The 13,906-nt window shown below is 62.7% G+C and carries 16 protein-coding genes; 9 read left to right on the top strand and 7 right to left on the bottom strand.

Annotation, left to right across the window (positions count from 1 at the left end; genetic code table 11):
* Window positions 1-495 precede the first annotated feature (495 nt).
* Window positions 496-1,383 (top strand): threonine/homoserine exporter RhtA, encoded by an 888-nt coding sequence (gene rhtA / locus BM382_RS11980; RefSeq protein ID WP_019092955.1) that lies wholly within the window; start codon window positions 496-498, stop codon window positions 1,381-1,383.
* A gap of 158 nt (window positions 1,384-1,541) precedes the next feature.
* Complete coding sequence (locus BM382_RS11975) at window positions 1,542-1,823, top strand: hypothetical protein (RefSeq protein ID WP_011062423.1); 282 nt, start codon at window positions 1,542-1,544, stop codon at window positions 1,821-1,823.
* A gap of 9 nt (window positions 1,824-1,832) precedes the next feature.
* On the opposite strand, the gene BM382_RS11970 is transcribed toward BM382_RS11975, so the two are convergent.
* On the bottom strand, window positions 1,833-2,402 hold the full coding sequence (locus tag BM382_RS11970) for a TetR/AcrR family transcriptional regulator (RefSeq protein WP_072442931.1): 570 nt from the start codon (window positions 2,400-2,402) through the stop codon (window positions 1,833-1,835).
* Between the two features lie 93 nt (window positions 2,403-2,495).
* Between BM382_RS11970 and BM382_RS11965 the strand changes: the two genes are divergently transcribed.
* Together BM382_RS11965 and BM382_RS11960 are read left to right on the top strand one after the other, a co-directional pair.
* Window positions 2,496-3,236, top strand: a complete 741-nt coding sequence (locus tag BM382_RS11965; RefSeq protein ID WP_019092954.1) for an SDR family oxidoreductase — start codon at window positions 2,496-2,498, stop codon at window positions 3,234-3,236.
* Between the two features lie 37 nt (window positions 3,237-3,273).
* Complete coding sequence (locus BM382_RS11960) at window positions 3,274-3,870, top strand: 2-hydroxychromene-2-carboxylate isomerase (protein WP_011062426.1); 597 nt, start codon at window positions 3,274-3,276, stop codon at window positions 3,868-3,870.
* Between the two features lie 84 nt (window positions 3,871-3,954).
* On the opposite strand, the gene BM382_RS11955 is transcribed toward BM382_RS11960, so the two are convergent.
* From BM382_RS11955 to BM382_RS31585, 5 genes are all read right to left on the bottom strand, one after another.
* The gene (locus BM382_RS11955; RefSeq protein WP_072442929.1) at window positions 3,955-5,763 is read right to left on the bottom strand and encodes an aminopeptidase P family protein; all 1,809 of its coding nucleotides are present in this window, start codon (window positions 5,761-5,763) and stop codon (window positions 3,955-3,957) included.
* 55 nt (window positions 5,764-5,818) lie between these two features.
* Window positions 5,819-6,988: a cysteine desulfurase family protein gene (locus BM382_RS11950; protein ID WP_072442927.1), complete on the bottom strand. Its 1,170-nt coding sequence runs from the start codon at window positions 6,986-6,988 to the stop codon at window positions 5,819-5,821.
* Between the two features lie 210 nt (window positions 6,989-7,198).
* A complete protein-coding gene (locus BM382_RS11945; RefSeq protein ID WP_015636467.1) occupies window positions 7,199-7,813 on the bottom strand; it encodes a LysE family translocator in 615 nt (204 codons plus the stop codon).
* A gap of 102 nt (window positions 7,814-7,915) precedes the next feature.
* The gene (locus BM382_RS11940) at window positions 7,916-8,176 is read right to left on the bottom strand and encodes a hypothetical protein (RefSeq protein WP_019092950.1); all 261 of its coding nucleotides are present in this window, start codon (window positions 8,174-8,176) and stop codon (window positions 7,916-7,918) included.
* A gap of 183 nt (window positions 8,177-8,359) precedes the next feature.
* A complete protein-coding gene (locus BM382_RS31585; protein ID WP_121528503.1) occupies window positions 8,360-8,578 on the bottom strand; it encodes a hypothetical protein in 219 nt (72 codons plus the stop codon).
* Here BM382_RS31585 and msuE point away from each other — a divergent pair.
* From msuE to BM382_RS11920, 4 genes are all read left to right on the top strand, one after another.
* The gene (gene msuE / locus BM382_RS11935) at window positions 8,577-9,140 is read left to right on the top strand and encodes an FMN reductase (protein ID WP_015636469.1); all 564 of its coding nucleotides are present in this window, start codon (window positions 8,577-8,579) and stop codon (window positions 9,138-9,140) included. The genes BM382_RS31585 and msuE overlap by 2 nt on opposite strands.
* 9 nt (window positions 9,141-9,149) lie before the next feature.
* Complete coding sequence (gene ssuD / locus BM382_RS11930) at window positions 9,150-10,289, top strand: FMNH2-dependent alkanesulfonate monooxygenase (RefSeq protein WP_011062432.1); 1,140 nt, start codon at window positions 9,150-9,152, stop codon at window positions 10,287-10,289.
* Between the two features lie 134 nt (window positions 10,290-10,423).
* The gene (locus tag BM382_RS11925; RefSeq protein ID WP_011062433.1) at window positions 10,424-11,611 is read left to right on the top strand and encodes an acyl-CoA dehydrogenase family protein; all 1,188 of its coding nucleotides are present in this window, start codon (window positions 10,424-10,426) and stop codon (window positions 11,609-11,611) included.
* Window positions 11,612-11,635: 24 nt separating this feature from the next.
* The gene (locus BM382_RS11920) at window positions 11,636-12,736 is read left to right on the top strand and encodes a sigma-54 interaction domain-containing protein (RefSeq protein ID WP_011062434.1); all 1,101 of its coding nucleotides are present in this window, start codon (window positions 11,636-11,638) and stop codon (window positions 12,734-12,736) included.
* Here the strand turns inward: BM382_RS11920 and BM382_RS11915 are convergent.
* The gene (locus tag BM382_RS11915) at window positions 12,733-13,098 is read right to left on the bottom strand and encodes an antibiotic biosynthesis monooxygenase (RefSeq protein ID WP_011062435.1); all 366 of its coding nucleotides are present in this window, start codon (window positions 13,096-13,098) and stop codon (window positions 12,733-12,735) included. The genes BM382_RS11920 and BM382_RS11915 overlap by 4 nt on opposite strands.
* 108 nt (window positions 13,099-13,206) lie before the next feature.
* Between BM382_RS11915 and soxR the strand changes: the two genes are divergently transcribed.
* Window positions 13,207-13,680, top strand: coding sequence for a redox-sensitive transcriptional activator SoxR (gene soxR / locus BM382_RS11910; protein WP_011062436.1), 474 nt, complete (start codon window positions 13,207-13,209; stop codon window positions 13,678-13,680).
* The last annotated feature ends 226 nt before the right edge of the window (window positions 13,681-13,906 follow it).

The raw sequence follows: 13,906 nt of genomic DNA, 5'->3' as shown, positions 1-13,906 counted from the left end.
CTCATTTGCTGTCAAGTGATTTTTTTAAGAAGTTTTCAAAGTTTCCTTTTTAACTTCAACCACTTGCGCTTCCGATCTCTCGTTAGCGGGAGGCGAATTCTACAGCGTTACACGCTGCTGTCAACACCTCTTTTCAACCGCTTTCGACCGAGAGGATCGAGAGGATCGAATCGTTAATAAGGCGAAAACTGACTGCCTTACCAACTGCTTCTGGCTTCGATGAACTGAAGCGTAACCGCTGTCGAAAACTGCGTAACTCATTGAATCTCAAGGAGTTTTCCGTTTCGACTGCGCCGGAAGTGGGGCGAATTATAGACCTGTAGAATCTGCCGTCAAGGGTTAATTTGCATTTTCTATGATCAGCCGCAAAACAGCCCATTCGCAGCTTCTATATAGAGGCGTAAAAAAGACCATGCGCACTATATTGCTCATCCGTGATTAGTTGAGCATCATGTTCCAGGTGCCCCTCCCCCAACACTCTGGATGACCCCTTGCATGAATGACCAACCGCGCAGCCTTGCCTCGACCCTGTTTCCGGTGGGGCTGCTGCTTATTGCCATGGCCTCGATTCAATCAGGAGCCTCACTGGCCAAGAGCATGTTCCCAATCGTTGGCGCACAAGGAACCACAACCCTGCGGCTGATTTTCGCCAGCATCATCATGCTGCTTCTATTAAGACCCTGGCGCGCCAAGTTCACCACCAACACCCTGCGCACCGTGATCATCTACGGCATGGCCCTGGGCGGCATGAACTTCCTCTTCTATATGTCCCTCAGGAGTGTCCCTCTGGGCATCGCCGTCGCCCTCGAGTTCACAGGCCCCCTCGCAGTAGCCATCTATGCGTCACGCAAGGCCATAGACTTCCTGTGGATCGCTCTGGCTATCGTCGGGCTGCTACTGCTTATTCCCACCGGAGCCACAGAAACAGCCATCGACCTGGTCGGTGCAGGTTATGCACTGGGGGCCGGGGTCTGCTGGGCGCTGTACATACTCTTCGGACAGAAGGCCGGAGCCGAGAACGGCATTCAGACCGCCGCCCTGGGCGTCATGATTGCTGCTCTCTTTGTTGCACCCATAGGCATAGTCCATGCCGGCGCCGCACTACTGACTCCCTCCCTGATCCCGGTTGCCCTGGGAGTCGCCATCTTGTCCACAGCCCTCCCCTATAGCCTGGAGATGGTTGCCCTGACTCGCATGCCAGCCCGGACCTTCGGCACCCTGATGAGTATCGAGCCCGCTTTCGGCGCGCTTTCGGGCCTGTTGTTCCTCCACGAGTACCTGTCCCTGTCCCAGTGGACGGCAATCGCCTGCATCATCCTGGCTTCCGTAGGCGCCACCATGACCATGCGCCGCGAGACCAAACCAATAGTTGCAGTTGATTGAGATTCAACTCTGGTAATTGGTGCTCATTTAGGCCATGTTTAGCCGGCTACTCAACGTCGCCCAGGGAGTTGCCGGACAGGGATATCGCACACGCAAAAGACGACAGGTAATGCAGTCACACTCGGACGCCAGATCCGGGGCTAGCGATAAGGACGGGGATGAAACGATTTTTGATACTGTTGGCCGTACTTGCAATTGCAGGCTGCGCGGCGACCGCGAAAACCGAAGTCAAACGGGGCAAGAAAGGACTCCACATCAACTGCTCGGGTTTATCTTCTTCCTGGGAAAAGTGCTACACCAAGGCGACTGAGTCCTGCGGCCCCAAAGGCTACAAGGTCATCGCCAAGTCCGGTGATGCCGTGGAAGACCCAGGCGACTACCCCTTCGGCCTGAACCCTGCCGGCTACACCAGCCGCAGCATGATCGTCATCTGCAAATAGCCTTGCCGGTCAACTTGCGGGCAGCCGCTCCAGCTGCCCGATGATCTGCTCATGGCTGGACGCCAGTACCTGATGCTGAATGGCGGGGTTCACCAGCATTCGCGCTACCACCAACGCGCCAACGCACTGGGACAGGATCGACCAGGCCAGGCTTTCGCTGCCCAGAGTCTGCGCCCAAGCCTGGTGCAAGCGGCAGATCCAGTCCTGCGCCTCCTGCCGCACCTCTAGGCTCCCCCGGGCAATCTCCGCACCCAATGCCGGCAGTGCGCAGCCAGCACCCGGCTGTTGCAGATGCGCCACGCTCAAGTACTGCTTCAGGCAGCGACGCAACTTCTCCTGATTCTGCTGCCCCTCCCCGCCCAGGCGCGCCAGGCTCTGGCTCAACTCGCGCTCGACAATCGAGCTGAACAATTCGTCCTTGGAGGTGAAGTGGCTATAGAAAGCCCCGCCACTCAGGCCAATGGCTTTCATCAAGGCATCCACCCCCACAGTGGAAAAACCTTCGCTCTTGGCCTGCGCCGCGCTGCTTTGCAGCAGACGCTCGCGGGTTTCCTGCTTGTGACTGGCTGAATAACGCATTCCCTGACGGGCTCCCAAGTTTTCTTGACGACGGAAAAATCATAGCATAACGTTCGTTTAGTTAACGATCGTTTACCAAAGAGCGAACCTCCCATGACTGCAACCTTGAACAAGAACAAAGTCGTACTGGTAGTGGGTGCCGGCGACGCGACCGGCGGTGCCATTGCCAAGCGTTTCGCCGCCGAAGGCTTTATTGCCTGCATGACCCGCCGCAGCGCGGACAAACTGCAACCCCTGGTGGACGCCATCCAGCAGTCCGGCGGCCAGGCCCATGGTTTTGGCTGTGATGCACGCAAAGAGGAAGACGTGATCGCGCTGATCGAGCAGATCGAAACCCAGATCGGCCCTATCGAGGCCTTTGTCTTCAATATTGGCGCCAATGTGCCCTGCAGCATTCTTGAAGAAACCGCACGCAAGTATTTCAAGATCTGGGAAATGGCCTGCTTTTCGGGCTTTCTCAATGCCCGGGAAGTGGCCAAGCGCATGGCCAAACGCCAACGCGGCACTATTCTGTTCACCGGCGCCACCGCAGGCGTACGCGGTGCCGCCGGCTTTGCCGCCTTCGCCGGGGCCAAGCACGGCATTCGCGCCCTGGCCCAGAGCATGGCGCGGGAACTGGGCCCCCTGAACATCCATGTCGGCCATGTCATCGTCGACGGTGCCATCGACACCGATTTCATCCGTACCAGCTTTCCCGAAAAATACGCCCTCAAGGACCAGGACGGCATCCTCAACCCCGAGCATATCGCCGAAAACTACTGGTACCTGCACAGCCAGCCCCGGGACGCCTGGACCTTCGAGCTGGACCTGCGCCCGTGGAACGAACGCTGGTAAGGCCTTCTCCAATAACAACAATCAAGGAGTCTGAAACATGAGCAAAAAGGTGGAGTTCTTCTTCGACCTGGGCAGCCCGACCTCATACCTGGCCTATACCCAACTGCCAAAAATCTGCGCCGAAACCGATAGCCAGCTGGTGTATCAGCCCATGCTGCTGGGCGGGGTCTTCAAGACCACCGGCAACGCTTCCCCCATCAGTGTTCCCGCCAAGGGCCGGTACATGCTGCACGACCTGGCGCGCTTTGCCCGGCGCTATGGGGTGGAGCTCAACTTCAATCCGCACTTTCCCATCAATACCCTGCTGCTGATGCGCGCCACCACCGGGGTTCAACTGCGCCTGCCGGAACGTTTCGGCGAATTCCTCGACTGCCTGTTCCGTGCGCTCTGGGTGGACAAACGCAACCTCAACGACCCGGCCACCATCACCCAGGTCCTGGAGCAAGGTGGCTTCGACCCGCAGCAGATCCTCGACCTGAGCAATGACGAAGAGGTCAAGGCCGCCCTCAAGGACAAGACCGAACAGGCGTTGCAAAAAGGTGTGTTCGGCGCGCCCAGCATGTTCGTGGGAGACGAACTGTTCTTTGGCCAGGACCGCCTGGATTTCGTCCGCGAAGCCTTGAACGCGCCGTAACCTGCCCTGTCCCTGGCAGCGGCCGCGCCATTGCCAGGAGCCCATCGCGTGACGTCACCCGCCTTGCGCGGGTGACATCTTTCCTCAGATAGCCGCAGTACGAACCTGCAACCACTCCAGGGCCGGGCCCTCCAGCAGCGGGCTGAGGCGCCGGCGGACTTCGGCGTGATAGCCGTTGAACCATTCGCGCTCATCCTCGGTGAGCAGCGATGGCTCCAGGCAACGGGTATCGATCGGGCACAGGGTGAGGGTTTCGAAGTTCAGAAACTCACCGAACTCGGTCTTGCCCGCCTCACGGTTGAGCGCCAGGTTCTCGATTCGTACGCCCCAGCGGCCAGGGCGGTAGGTCCCGGGTTCGATCGAAGTGATCATCCCCGGTTGCATCGCAGTCTGCGGCGTCGCTGCGGCCTGATAGGCAATCACCTGCGGGCCTTCGTGAACGTTGAGAAAATAACCGACGCCATGCCCGGTGCCGTGCCCGTAGTCCACACCCTCGGCCCAGATCGGCGCCCGGGCGATGGCATCCAGCAACGGCGACAGAATGCCCCGCGGAAACTGCGCCCGGGACAGCGCGATAACGCCCTTGAGCACCCGGGTGCAATCGCACTTCTGCTCGGCACTCGGCGTCCCCACCGGCACCATGCGCGTGATATCGGTGGTGCCCCCCAGGTACTGGCCGCCGGAATCGATCAGCAACAGGCCATCACCCTCGATCACCGCATGCTCTTCGGGCGTGGCGTGGTAATGGGGCATGGCGCCGTTGGCGTTGAACGCTGCAATGGTATTGAAGCTTAGCGAGACATAACCCGGGCGCTGCTCACGGGCGGCCGTCAGGCGCTCATCAATGGTCAGCTCGGTAATGCGCTCACGCCCCAGGGCGCTGTCCAGCCAGGCGAAGAATTCGCAGAGCGCCGCACCATCCTGCTCCATGGCCTGGCGAATGTGCTCGGCGTCCGCCAGGCTCTTGCGCGACTTGGCCAGGGTGGTGGGGTTGAGCCCCTCCAGCAGCTTCACCCCGGGGTTCAGGTGCTCCAGCAAGCCCGCGGTGACGCGCGCCGGGTCGATCTGCAACGCTACGCCTTCCGGCACTGCCTGCAAGGCCGCGGACACCTCTGAATAGTCGCACAGGCTGACGCCATCCACCTCCAGTTGCGCGCGCAATGCCTCATCGACCTTGCTCAAGGCCACGAACAAGGTCGCCTGCTGCTGGCTGATCAGGGCAAAGGAGACAAACACCGGATTGAAGGACACATCGGCGCCGCGCAGGTTGAACAGCCAGGCAATGTCATCGAGGGTAGCGATGAAATGCCAGTCGGCGCCGCGCTCCTTGAGGGTTGCGCGCAACGCCGCAAGCTTCTCGACCCGGCTCTGGGTGGCCTGGGGCGGCAGATGCTGATAGACCGGTTGATCGGGCAATGACGGACGGTCGTTCCAGGCTTCCTGTAGCAGGTCGATATCGGTACGCAGGCTGGCCCCGCGTTCCTGCAGCTTGCTGCCCAGGGTACGGGCCGAAGCGAAGGCCATGACCGCGCCGTCCACCGCCACCACCGCACCTTGCGGGGTCTGCTCGGCCAGCCAGTCCAGGGGCCCGGGCTGGCCCGGTTGCAACTTCACCAGTTCGATGCCGCTGCCCTTGAGTTCCTTGGTGGCCTGCTCCCAGTAACGGCTGTCGGCCCATACGCCGGCAAAGTCAGCGGTCACGATCAAGGTCCCGACCGACCCATGAAACCCCGACAGCCACTGGCGCCCTTGCCAGTAGCCCGGCAGGTATTCCGACAGGTGCGGGTCGGCCGAGGGCACCAGCAAGGCGTGAATGCCTTCGCGGCTCATCAGCTGACGGACATGCGCCAAGCGCTGGGGGACCACTCCATTGGTCGAAGGCTGGGTACTCATTGTGTCTCCTTAACCGGCTTAATCATTGTTATGGAAGATCGAAGTCACTCGACCCTCAAGGTTGTGTTGTGGCCCAGAACGCAGGGGCTGAGGCGGTCGCCGCCTGGATCAGTTGAGCGGCGCGATCCACATCCTGTTCGCAGGTGAAACGCCCGAGGCTCAAGCGGATGGTCCGCGCGGCCTGCCCGGCATCATGCCCCAGCGCCAGCAATACATGGGAAGGCGCATTGCTTGCCGAGTTGCAGGCCGAAGTCGCGGAAAAGGCCAGGGCCGCGCCCAACGCCGCCCCATCAAAACCTCCCTCGGTGAAGGTCAGGCTCAGGGTGTGGGGAATGCGCTGGGTGACACTGCCATTCAAGCGCAGGCCGGCGATACCCGCCAGTTGCTCCAGCAGGCGCCCGCGCAGACGCACGATGGCGGCGGTTTCTTCCTCGAACAGTTCGCCGGCCAGGGCGAAGGCGGCGCCCATGGCCGCGATCTGGTGGGTGGCCAGGGTTCCGGAGCGCAAGCCGCCCTCATGGCCGCCGCCATGAATCTGCGCCTGCACGTGTTGCTGCGCCCGCGGCCCGACATACAGCGCGCCGATGCCCTTGGGGCCATATAGCTTATGGGCCGAGAACGACATCAGGTCCACCGGCCACCGGGCCAGATCGATGGCCACCTTGCCCGCACCCTGGGCGGCATCCACATGCAACAGGGCGCCACGCTCACGCACCACCTGGCCAATGGCCGGAATGTCGTTGAGGGTGCCCAGTTCGTTGTTCACCAGCATCAGCGACACCAGGAAGGTGTCGTCGCGCAGGGCTTCGCTGACCGCTTGCGCGGTGATCAGGCCATCGGCATCCGGCACCAGGTAGGTCACTGCGACCCCGGCCTCCTGCAGTTGCCGGGCGGTGTCGAGCACCGCCTTGTGTTCGATCTGGCTGGTGATGACATGGCCGCCGCTCACGCCCCGGGCCTGCATCACCCCCTTGAGGGCCAGGTTGTTGGATTCGGTAGCGCCGGAGGTCCAGACAATCTGCTCGGGCTGCGCGCCGACCAGTTGTGCCACTTGTTGCCGGGCGCGCTCGACGTAACCCCGCGCTTCCCGGCCAAAGACGTGTGAACTGGACGCCGGATTGCCGAAATGGGCGTTGAAACCCAGGCACTCCAGCATGACCTGAATGACTCGCTCATCCACCGGCGTGGTGGCGGCGTAGTCGAAATAAAGAGGACGCTTGTTCATGACTGAAAACCCGCAGAGCTTGTTCCAGGGTCGGCATATGCTGGCAAAAAGGCGAGGCAGCCATGCGCCGTGCTTAGGCGGCGCGGCAAATGCTGGCCTTGAGCAATACCCGATCGGATGCAGTTAAAGAAGAACATCTTCGTTTAAAAGTGCGTAGGAACGCTCCTGCATCGCAGCTTACAGGCTCGAGGCAGCGCCATGAAGCGCCGTTCAACTCATCTTTTCGAACAACAGCGGTGCGAGGGAAAGCACCAGCAAGGCGGCCATCAACAAATTGAACAGGCGCAACCAGCGCGGGTTGCGCAACACATTGCGCAGCAGGCTGCCGCACGCAGCCCAGAGGCTCACCGTGGGCGCATTGATCAGCGCGAACACCGCGGCAATCACCAGCACATTGGTGAAGTAGCCCTGCAACGGGGTGTAGGTACTGATGGCCCCCACTGCCATGACCCAGGCCTTGGGATTGACCCACTGGAACGCTGCGGCGCCCCAATAGCCCAGCGGCCGGCCGTGGTGCTGCTGCTCATCGGACAGCGGCCCGGAACGGGCAATCTTCCACGCCAGGTACAGAAGGTACGCTGCGCCAACGTAGCGCAGCACGCTGTACAGCAGCGGGTAGGCCTCGAACACCGCCCCCAGGCCCAGGCCGACCGCCAGCACCAGGACAAAGAAGCCGCAGCTGATGCCGAGGATGTGGGGAATGGAACGGTTGAAGCCGAAGTTCACCCCCGAGGCCAGCAACATGGTGTTGTTGGGACCGGGCGTGATGGAAGTGACCAGGGCAAACAGGGCGAAGGCCAACAGCAGGTCAGGGGAAAGGCTCATGGGGGCAAGATCCGGGGCAGGTCGATCAGGCCTCGACCCTAACCCAGCCTCAGACTGAAACCCACGGACAGTTGCTGAAAACTTGGACCAGTACAGTTCTTCTCAACTGGCAGGTTGATGGCGACTGATATTGCGCTGTGCACTCATTTCACCCTGGCTGTCGAAGCTCGCCGGGCGGCCCAGCAACTCGGCCTTTTTCTGCTGGTATTCATCGAAGGACAAACCGCGCCGGTTCAACGCCTCCATAGCCAGCTCCCGGGTTTCCTGCGCGGTATAGGGCCGCAACTCCGGTGCACCGGGGCTGGCACAACCGGCCAGCACACTGGAAACCAACAACAGCAAGACAGCAGAGAAAGCCTTCATGGCGAGCACCTGGGGCGGGTTGCGAACAATGGACACAGGCTACTCGCGCGCCATCAGCGGCAAAAATCACCCTGCTCGATAGTGGCTATCGATCGTTCCAAGGCCAGAGGGCTGAGCACCTTTATATTCCATAAAACTCTATAAATATGGAAACAAGCTCTTTTGAGGAATAACAACAAGCCTTTATAACAGTCCCATCTCGCCCGCCAACTGTTGCCAGAGCAACTGTTGACCAGGCAACAGCCGATCAACAAAACAGCGGTTGGGCAACAGCACCCGGCAACTGCAGATCAGCGCAAAACCGCGCCGTACAAGGGCTGCAAGTCTTTGGTACAGCTCTTGCTCCAGAGCCCGGGACCTGCCACTGCTCGTTGAGCCACTGTTTAAAAAGGAACTGATCATGTCCCGCCCCTTGAACGTCGTAGCCCTTTCCGGTGGAACCTGGCGCCCATCGCGCACCCTGGTGCTGACCCAGGCCCTGCTGGCTGAACTGTCCGGGCACCTGTCCTTCAACGCCCACCTGATCGAACTGGGGGATATCGCCCGCCCGGTGGGTGCCGCCCTGTCGCGCCAGGAACTGCCGGCCGAGGTTGAAGCCGAACTCCAGGCCATCGAGAACGCCGACCTGCTGATCGTCGCCGCCCCGGTGTATCGCGGTTCCTATCCCGGCCTGCTCAAGCACCTGTTCGACCTGATCGATCTCAATGCCCTGATCGACACCCCGGTGCTGCTGGCCGCGACGGGTGGCAGCGAACGCCATGCCCTGGTTCTGGATCACCAGCTACGCCCACTGTTCAGTTTCTTCCAGGCCCTGACCTTGCCGATCGGCGTGTACGCCACCGAGGCCGACTTCAGCAATTACCAGATCACCAGCGACCTGCTCAAAGCGCGCATCCAGCTCGCCGCCGAACGGGCCGCGCCGCTGTTTCGCGCCCACCCGACCCACCTGCTGAAAATCGCCTGAGGAACTGTCATGGATGTGTTCTGGTTTCTTCCGACCCACGGCGACGGCCATTTCCTCGGCACTGCCCAGGGCGCGCGCCCGGTCACCCTCAACTACCTCAAGCAAGTGGCGCAGGCCGCGGACAGCCTGGGCTATCACGGTGTGCTGATTCCCACCGGGCGCTCCTGCGAAGACTCCTGGGTGATCGCCTCGGCCCTGGTGCCCCTGACCGAACGCCTGCGCTACCTGGTGGCGATCCGCCCGGGGATCATCTCCCCCACGGTTTCCGCGCGCATGGCCGCGACCCTGGACCGGCTGTCCAACGGCCGCCTGCTGATCAACGTGGTCACCGGCGGCGACCCGGACGAAAACCGCGGCGACGGCAGCTTCCTCAGCCACAGCGAACGCTATGAAGTCACTGACGAATTCCTGCAGATCTGGCGTCGGGTGCTGCAAGGCGAAGCCGTGGACTTCGAAGGCAAGCACCTGCATGTGCAGAACGCCAAGGCGCTCTACCCGCCCGTGCAGAAGCCCTACCCGCCGCTGTACTTCGGCGGTTCCTCCGAGGCCGCTCATGAACTGGCGGCGGACCAGGTGGATGTCTACCTGACCTGGGGCGAGCCACCGGCGGCGGTGGCGCAGAAACTGGCCGACGTACGCGAACGTGCAGCGCGCAAGGGCCGCACGGTGAAGTTCGGCATCCGCCTGCATGTGATCGTGCGTGAGACCGAGGACGAGGCCTGGAAAGCCGCGGACAAGCTGATCGAGCACATCAGCGACGACACCATCGCCGCCGCCCAGCAGTCCTTTTCCCGCTTCGACTCCGAAGGCCAGCGGCGCATGGCAGCGCTGCACGGCGGGCGCCGCGACCAGTTGCAGATCGCCCCCAACCTCTGGGCCGGGGTCGGCCTGGTGCGCGGTGGCGCCGGTACCGCCCTGGTGGGCAACCCGCAGCAAGTGGCCGAGCGCATCAAGGAGTACGCGGACCTGGGAATCGAGAGCTTCATTTTCTCCGGCTACCCGCACCTGGAAGAAGCCTATCGCTTCGCCGAGCTGGTGTTCCCGCTGCTGCCGGAGCCCTATGCCAGCCTGGCCGGCCGCGGTGTCACCAACCTCACCGGGCCGTTCGGCGAAATGATCGCCAACGACGTGTTGCCCAACAGCCGCTGAAATCCCCAATGCTGTTGCAGGAGCCGGCTTGCCGGCGAAGGCGATCTTCCGGCCCGCTTCGCTGGCAAGCCAGTTCCTGCAGCTCGCAGCACCTTTTCCCGGCCGCCACAACGGCCACGAACGAGGAACACCGCGTGACTGCCAAACCGCAAAGCGCCCTGTTGTCCCCCCTGCAGACCGCCCGCCAACTGGCCGCCGAGTTTGCCCTGACCGCCGTCGAACGCGACGAGCGCGGCGGCACCCCCAAGGCCGAGCGTGACGCGCTGCGCCAAAGCGGCCTGCTGGCCCTGAGCATTCCCAGCCAGTTCGGCGGGCTCGGCGCGCCCTGGAGCGAGACGCTGAACATCGTCCGCGAATTCGCCCGGGTCGACAGCTCCATCGCCCATGTCTTCGGCTTCCACCACCTGATGCTGGCCACCGTGCGCCTGTTTGCCAAACCCGAACAGTGGCAACCCTGGTTCGAACAGACCGCACGCAAGAACTGGTTCTGGGGCAACGCCCTGAACCCACTGGACACCCGCACCGTGGTCCGGAACCTGGGGGGCTGGCGCGAGTTTTCCGGCAAGAAGAGCTTCTGCTCCGGTGCCAGCGACTCGGAAATGCTCATTGCCTCGGCAGTGGATGAAAGCAATGGCGGCAAGTTGCTGATCGCCGCGATCCCCAGCGGCCGCAGCGGCATCACCCTGCACCACGACTGGAACAACATCGGCCAGCGCCAGACCGATAGCGGCAGCGCCACCTTCGAACGGGTACGGGTGGAGGAGTCGGAACTGCTGCTGGACCCCGGCCCGCTGAGCACACCATTCGCCTGCCTGCGCCCGCTGATCGCCCAACTGACCTTCACCCACATGTTCCTCGGCATCGCCGAAGGCGCCTTCGAAGAAGCCCGGCAGTACACCCTCGGCGAAACCCGGGTCTGGCATAAGTCCAGCGCCCAAGACGTGCGCCAGGACCCCTACATACTCAGCCACTACGGCGAATTCTGGGTCGCCCTGGAAGGCATCCGCCTGCTGGTGGAGCGGGCCGCCGCGCTGCTGGACCAGGCCTGGGCCAAGGGCCCGGCCCTTAGCGCCGAAGAGCGCGGGCACCTGGCCACGGCCATCGCCACCGCCAAGGTCGCCGCCAGCCGCCAGGGCCTGGAGCTGTGCAGCCGCCTGTTCGAAGTCACCGGCGCGCGCTCGACCCACGCCTCCCTGGGCCTGGACCGGCACTGGCGCAACCTGCGCACCCAGACCCTGCACGACCCGCTGGACTACAAGCTTCATGAGCTGGGCGACTGGGCGCTGAACCAGTCCCTGCCAACCCCGACTTTCTACTCCTAGCCTTCTGTTCGACGGAGAGTGCCGATGCAGCTTCTGACCCTACCCCCTTCGCCCGCCCTGGCGACCTCGATCCGCGCCACCGCCCAGGTGTTCGAGGACCCGAAATCCCAGGCCCTGCTGGCGCACCTGCAACAGGTGGCACCGAGCGAAGCCAGCGTGCTGATCATTGGCGAAACCGGGACCGGCAAGGAGCTGGTGGCGCGCCATATCCACAACCTCAGTGCCCGGCGCAACCGACCGTTCGTGGCGGTGAACTGCGGTGCCTTCTCCGAATCCCTGGTGGAGGCGGAACTGTTCGGCCATGAGAAAGGCGCCTTTACCGGCGCCCTCAGCGCCAAGGCCGGGTGGTTCGAAGAGGCCGACGGCGGCACCCTGTTCCTCGACGAGATCGGCGACCTGCCCATGGCCATCCAGGTCAAGCTGCTGCGGGTGCTGCAGGAGCGCGAAGTGGTGCGCCTGGGTTCGCGCAAGAGCATTCCCATCGATGTGCGCGTACTGGCCGCCACCAACGTGCAACTGGAAAAGGCCATCAACGCCGGGCATTTTCGCGAAGACCTGTATTACCGCCTGGACGTGGTCAGCCTGGAACTGAGCCCGCTGCGCGAGCGCCCCGGCGACATCCTGCCGCTGACCCGGCACTTCATCGAGGCCTACAGCCAGCGCCTGGGCTACGGCAGCATCAGCATCAGCCCCGAGGCCGAGCACAAGCTCAAGAGCTACAGTTGGCCGGGCAACATCCGCGAGTTGGAAAACGTCATCCACCACACCCTGCTGATCTGCCGCAACGGGGTGATCCAGCGCGACGACCTGCGCCTGTCGAACATGCGCATCGAACGCGCCGACGACAGCCACCCGAGCCACGACGACTCCGCCGAGGCCCTGCTGGAACGGGCCTTTGAAAAACTCTTCGCCGAACAGGCCGGGGCCCTGCACGAAAAGGTCGAGGATGCCTTGCTGCGCGCGGCCTACCGCTTCAGCCACTACAACCAGGTGCACACCGCCAACCTGCTGGGCCTGAGCCGCAACGTCACCCGGACCCGGCTGATCAAGATCGGCGAACTGGCGGTGAACAAGCGGCGCCCGATCGATGCGCCCAACGAGCGCACCCTGCAACTGTCGATCTAGCCCGGCAGGTCGCAGTGCAAGGCATTGTCGTGGCTACGGGCGATGCTGCTGCGCACCTGGAATGAACCGAAGGTCACGGTCTTGGCCTGGTGGGCGAGGATCAACTGCCAGAAATCCTGCTCGCCGTTCTCGAAGCGCCGGAACGCCGCTTCGCCGGCTTCCCGGGATTGCCATTGCAGGTAATTGAGCACCCGCCGGCCATCGTCGCTGGCCTGCACGCTGGCACTCAGAAAACCGCCATAGCCCTGGGCCAAGCGCTCGGTCTGCTCGGCCAGGGCCGATACCAGGGCCTGTTGCTGATGGGGCTCGATCTCGAACTCGATCAATTGGGTAAAGCTGCGGGTCTTTTCAAAGGCGCTCATGGATCACTCTCCACTGGGGGCAAACAGAATATTGCTGTTGAATGCGCCGCAGGGTAAAACCTCTAGTTAAGTCAAGGTCAAGCGTATTTTTCCTCCCGAGGTCCACTGATGATCGAACCCGACTCCCGTCATAAAGAGCTGAGCGTCGGCCAACTGTCGGCCCGCAGTGGCGTAGCCGTCACCGCGCTGCATTTCTACGAAACCAAGGGCCTGATCCACAGCCATCGCAACGCGGGCAACCAGCGCCGCTACCCACGTTCGGTGCTGCGCCGGGTGTCGCTGATCAAGGTGGCCCAGCGCCTGGGCATTCCCCTGGCAGAGATCGGCCAGGCCCTGGCGACCCTGCCCGCCGACCGCGCGCCTACTGCCGCGGACTGGCAGCGCCTGTCGGAACAGTGGAGCCGCGAACTGGACGAACGCATCCGCCAACTGAGCCTGCTGCGCGAGCGGCTGAACCAGTGCATTGGCTGTGGCTGCCTGTCCATGGAAGGGTGCCCGCTGCGCAACTATGGAGATGCCCTGGGAGACGCCGGCCCGGGCGCCCGCCTGCTGGAGCCCGACGCCGCCACCGACACCCCGTAGCCGGCTTCCCTCGCAGGAACCGGCTTACCGGCCAAGGCTGACTCTCGGGCCTCTTCGCTGGCAAGCCAGCTCCTACAGCCACATCGCCTTCATACCCGTAGGAGCCGGCTTGCCGGCGAAGGCGATCTCACGGGTCTCTTCCCTCGCAAGCCGGATTCCCGCTCAGCGCTGACAGGTAAGAAAGCCTGTGGAGCATCGTAAGTAAAAACGTCCCTATGCTAATGTC

It is taken from the genome of Pseudomonas sp. NFPP25 (assembly GCF_900116505.1).
GTDB classification, from domain to species: domain Bacteria; phylum Pseudomonadota; class Gammaproteobacteria; order Pseudomonadales; family Pseudomonadaceae; genus Aquipseudomonas; species Aquipseudomonas protegens.
Note: the sequence above shows the minus strand (reverse complement) of the source record. Positions and strands in the feature narration are given on the sequence as shown.

Coding starts and splice junctions, on each gene's coding strand:
- BM382_RS11955 (WP_072442929.1), bottom strand. CDS start 5,763: ATGAGTACCCAGCCTTCGACCAATGGAGTGGTCCCCCAGCGCTTGGCG.
- BM382_RS11920 (WP_011062434.1), top strand. CDS start 11,636: ATGCAGCTTCTGACCCTACCCCCTTCGCCCGCCCTGGCGACCTCGATC.
- BM382_RS11950 (WP_072442927.1), bottom strand. CDS start 6,988: ATGAACAAGCGTCCTCTTTATTTCGACTACGCCGCCACCACGCCGGTG.
- ssuD (WP_011062432.1), top strand. CDS start 9,150: ATGGATGTGTTCTGGTTTCTTCCGACCCACGGCGACGGCCATTTCCTC.
- msuE (WP_015636469.1), top strand. CDS start 8,577: ATGTCCCGCCCCTTGAACGTCGTAGCCCTTTCCGGTGGAACCTGGCGC.
- BM382_RS11945 (WP_015636467.1), bottom strand. CDS start 7,813: ATGAGCCTTTCCCCTGACCTGCTGTTGGCCTTCGCCCTGTTTGCCCTG.
- BM382_RS11965 (WP_019092954.1), top strand. CDS start 2,496: ATGACTGCAACCTTGAACAAGAACAAAGTCGTACTGGTAGTGGGTGCC.
- BM382_RS11970 (WP_072442931.1), bottom strand. CDS start 2,402: ATGCGTTATTCAGCCAGTCACAAGCAGGAAACCCGCGAGCGTCTGCTG.
- BM382_RS11960 (WP_011062426.1), top strand. CDS start 3,274: ATGAGCAAAAAGGTGGAGTTCTTCTTCGACCTGGGCAGCCCGACCTCA.
- BM382_RS11975 (WP_011062423.1), top strand. CDS start 1,542: ATGAAACGATTTTTGATACTGTTGGCCGTACTTGCAATTGCAGGCTGC.
- BM382_RS11940 (WP_019092950.1), bottom strand. CDS start 8,176: ATGAAGGCTTTCTCTGCTGTCTTGCTGTTGTTGGTTTCCAGTGTGCTG.
- rhtA (WP_019092955.1), top strand. CDS start 496: ATGAATGACCAACCGCGCAGCCTTGCCTCGACCCTGTTTCCGGTGGGG.
- BM382_RS31585 (WP_121528503.1), bottom strand. CDS start 8,578: ATGATCAGTTCCTTTTTAAACAGTGGCTCAACGAGCAGTGGCAGGTCC.
- soxR (WP_011062436.1), top strand. CDS start 13,207: ATGATCGAACCCGACTCCCGTCATAAAGAGCTGAGCGTCGGCCAACTG.
- BM382_RS11915 (WP_011062435.1), bottom strand. CDS start 13,098: ATGAGCGCCTTTGAAAAGACCCGCAGCTTTACCCAATTGATCGAGTTC.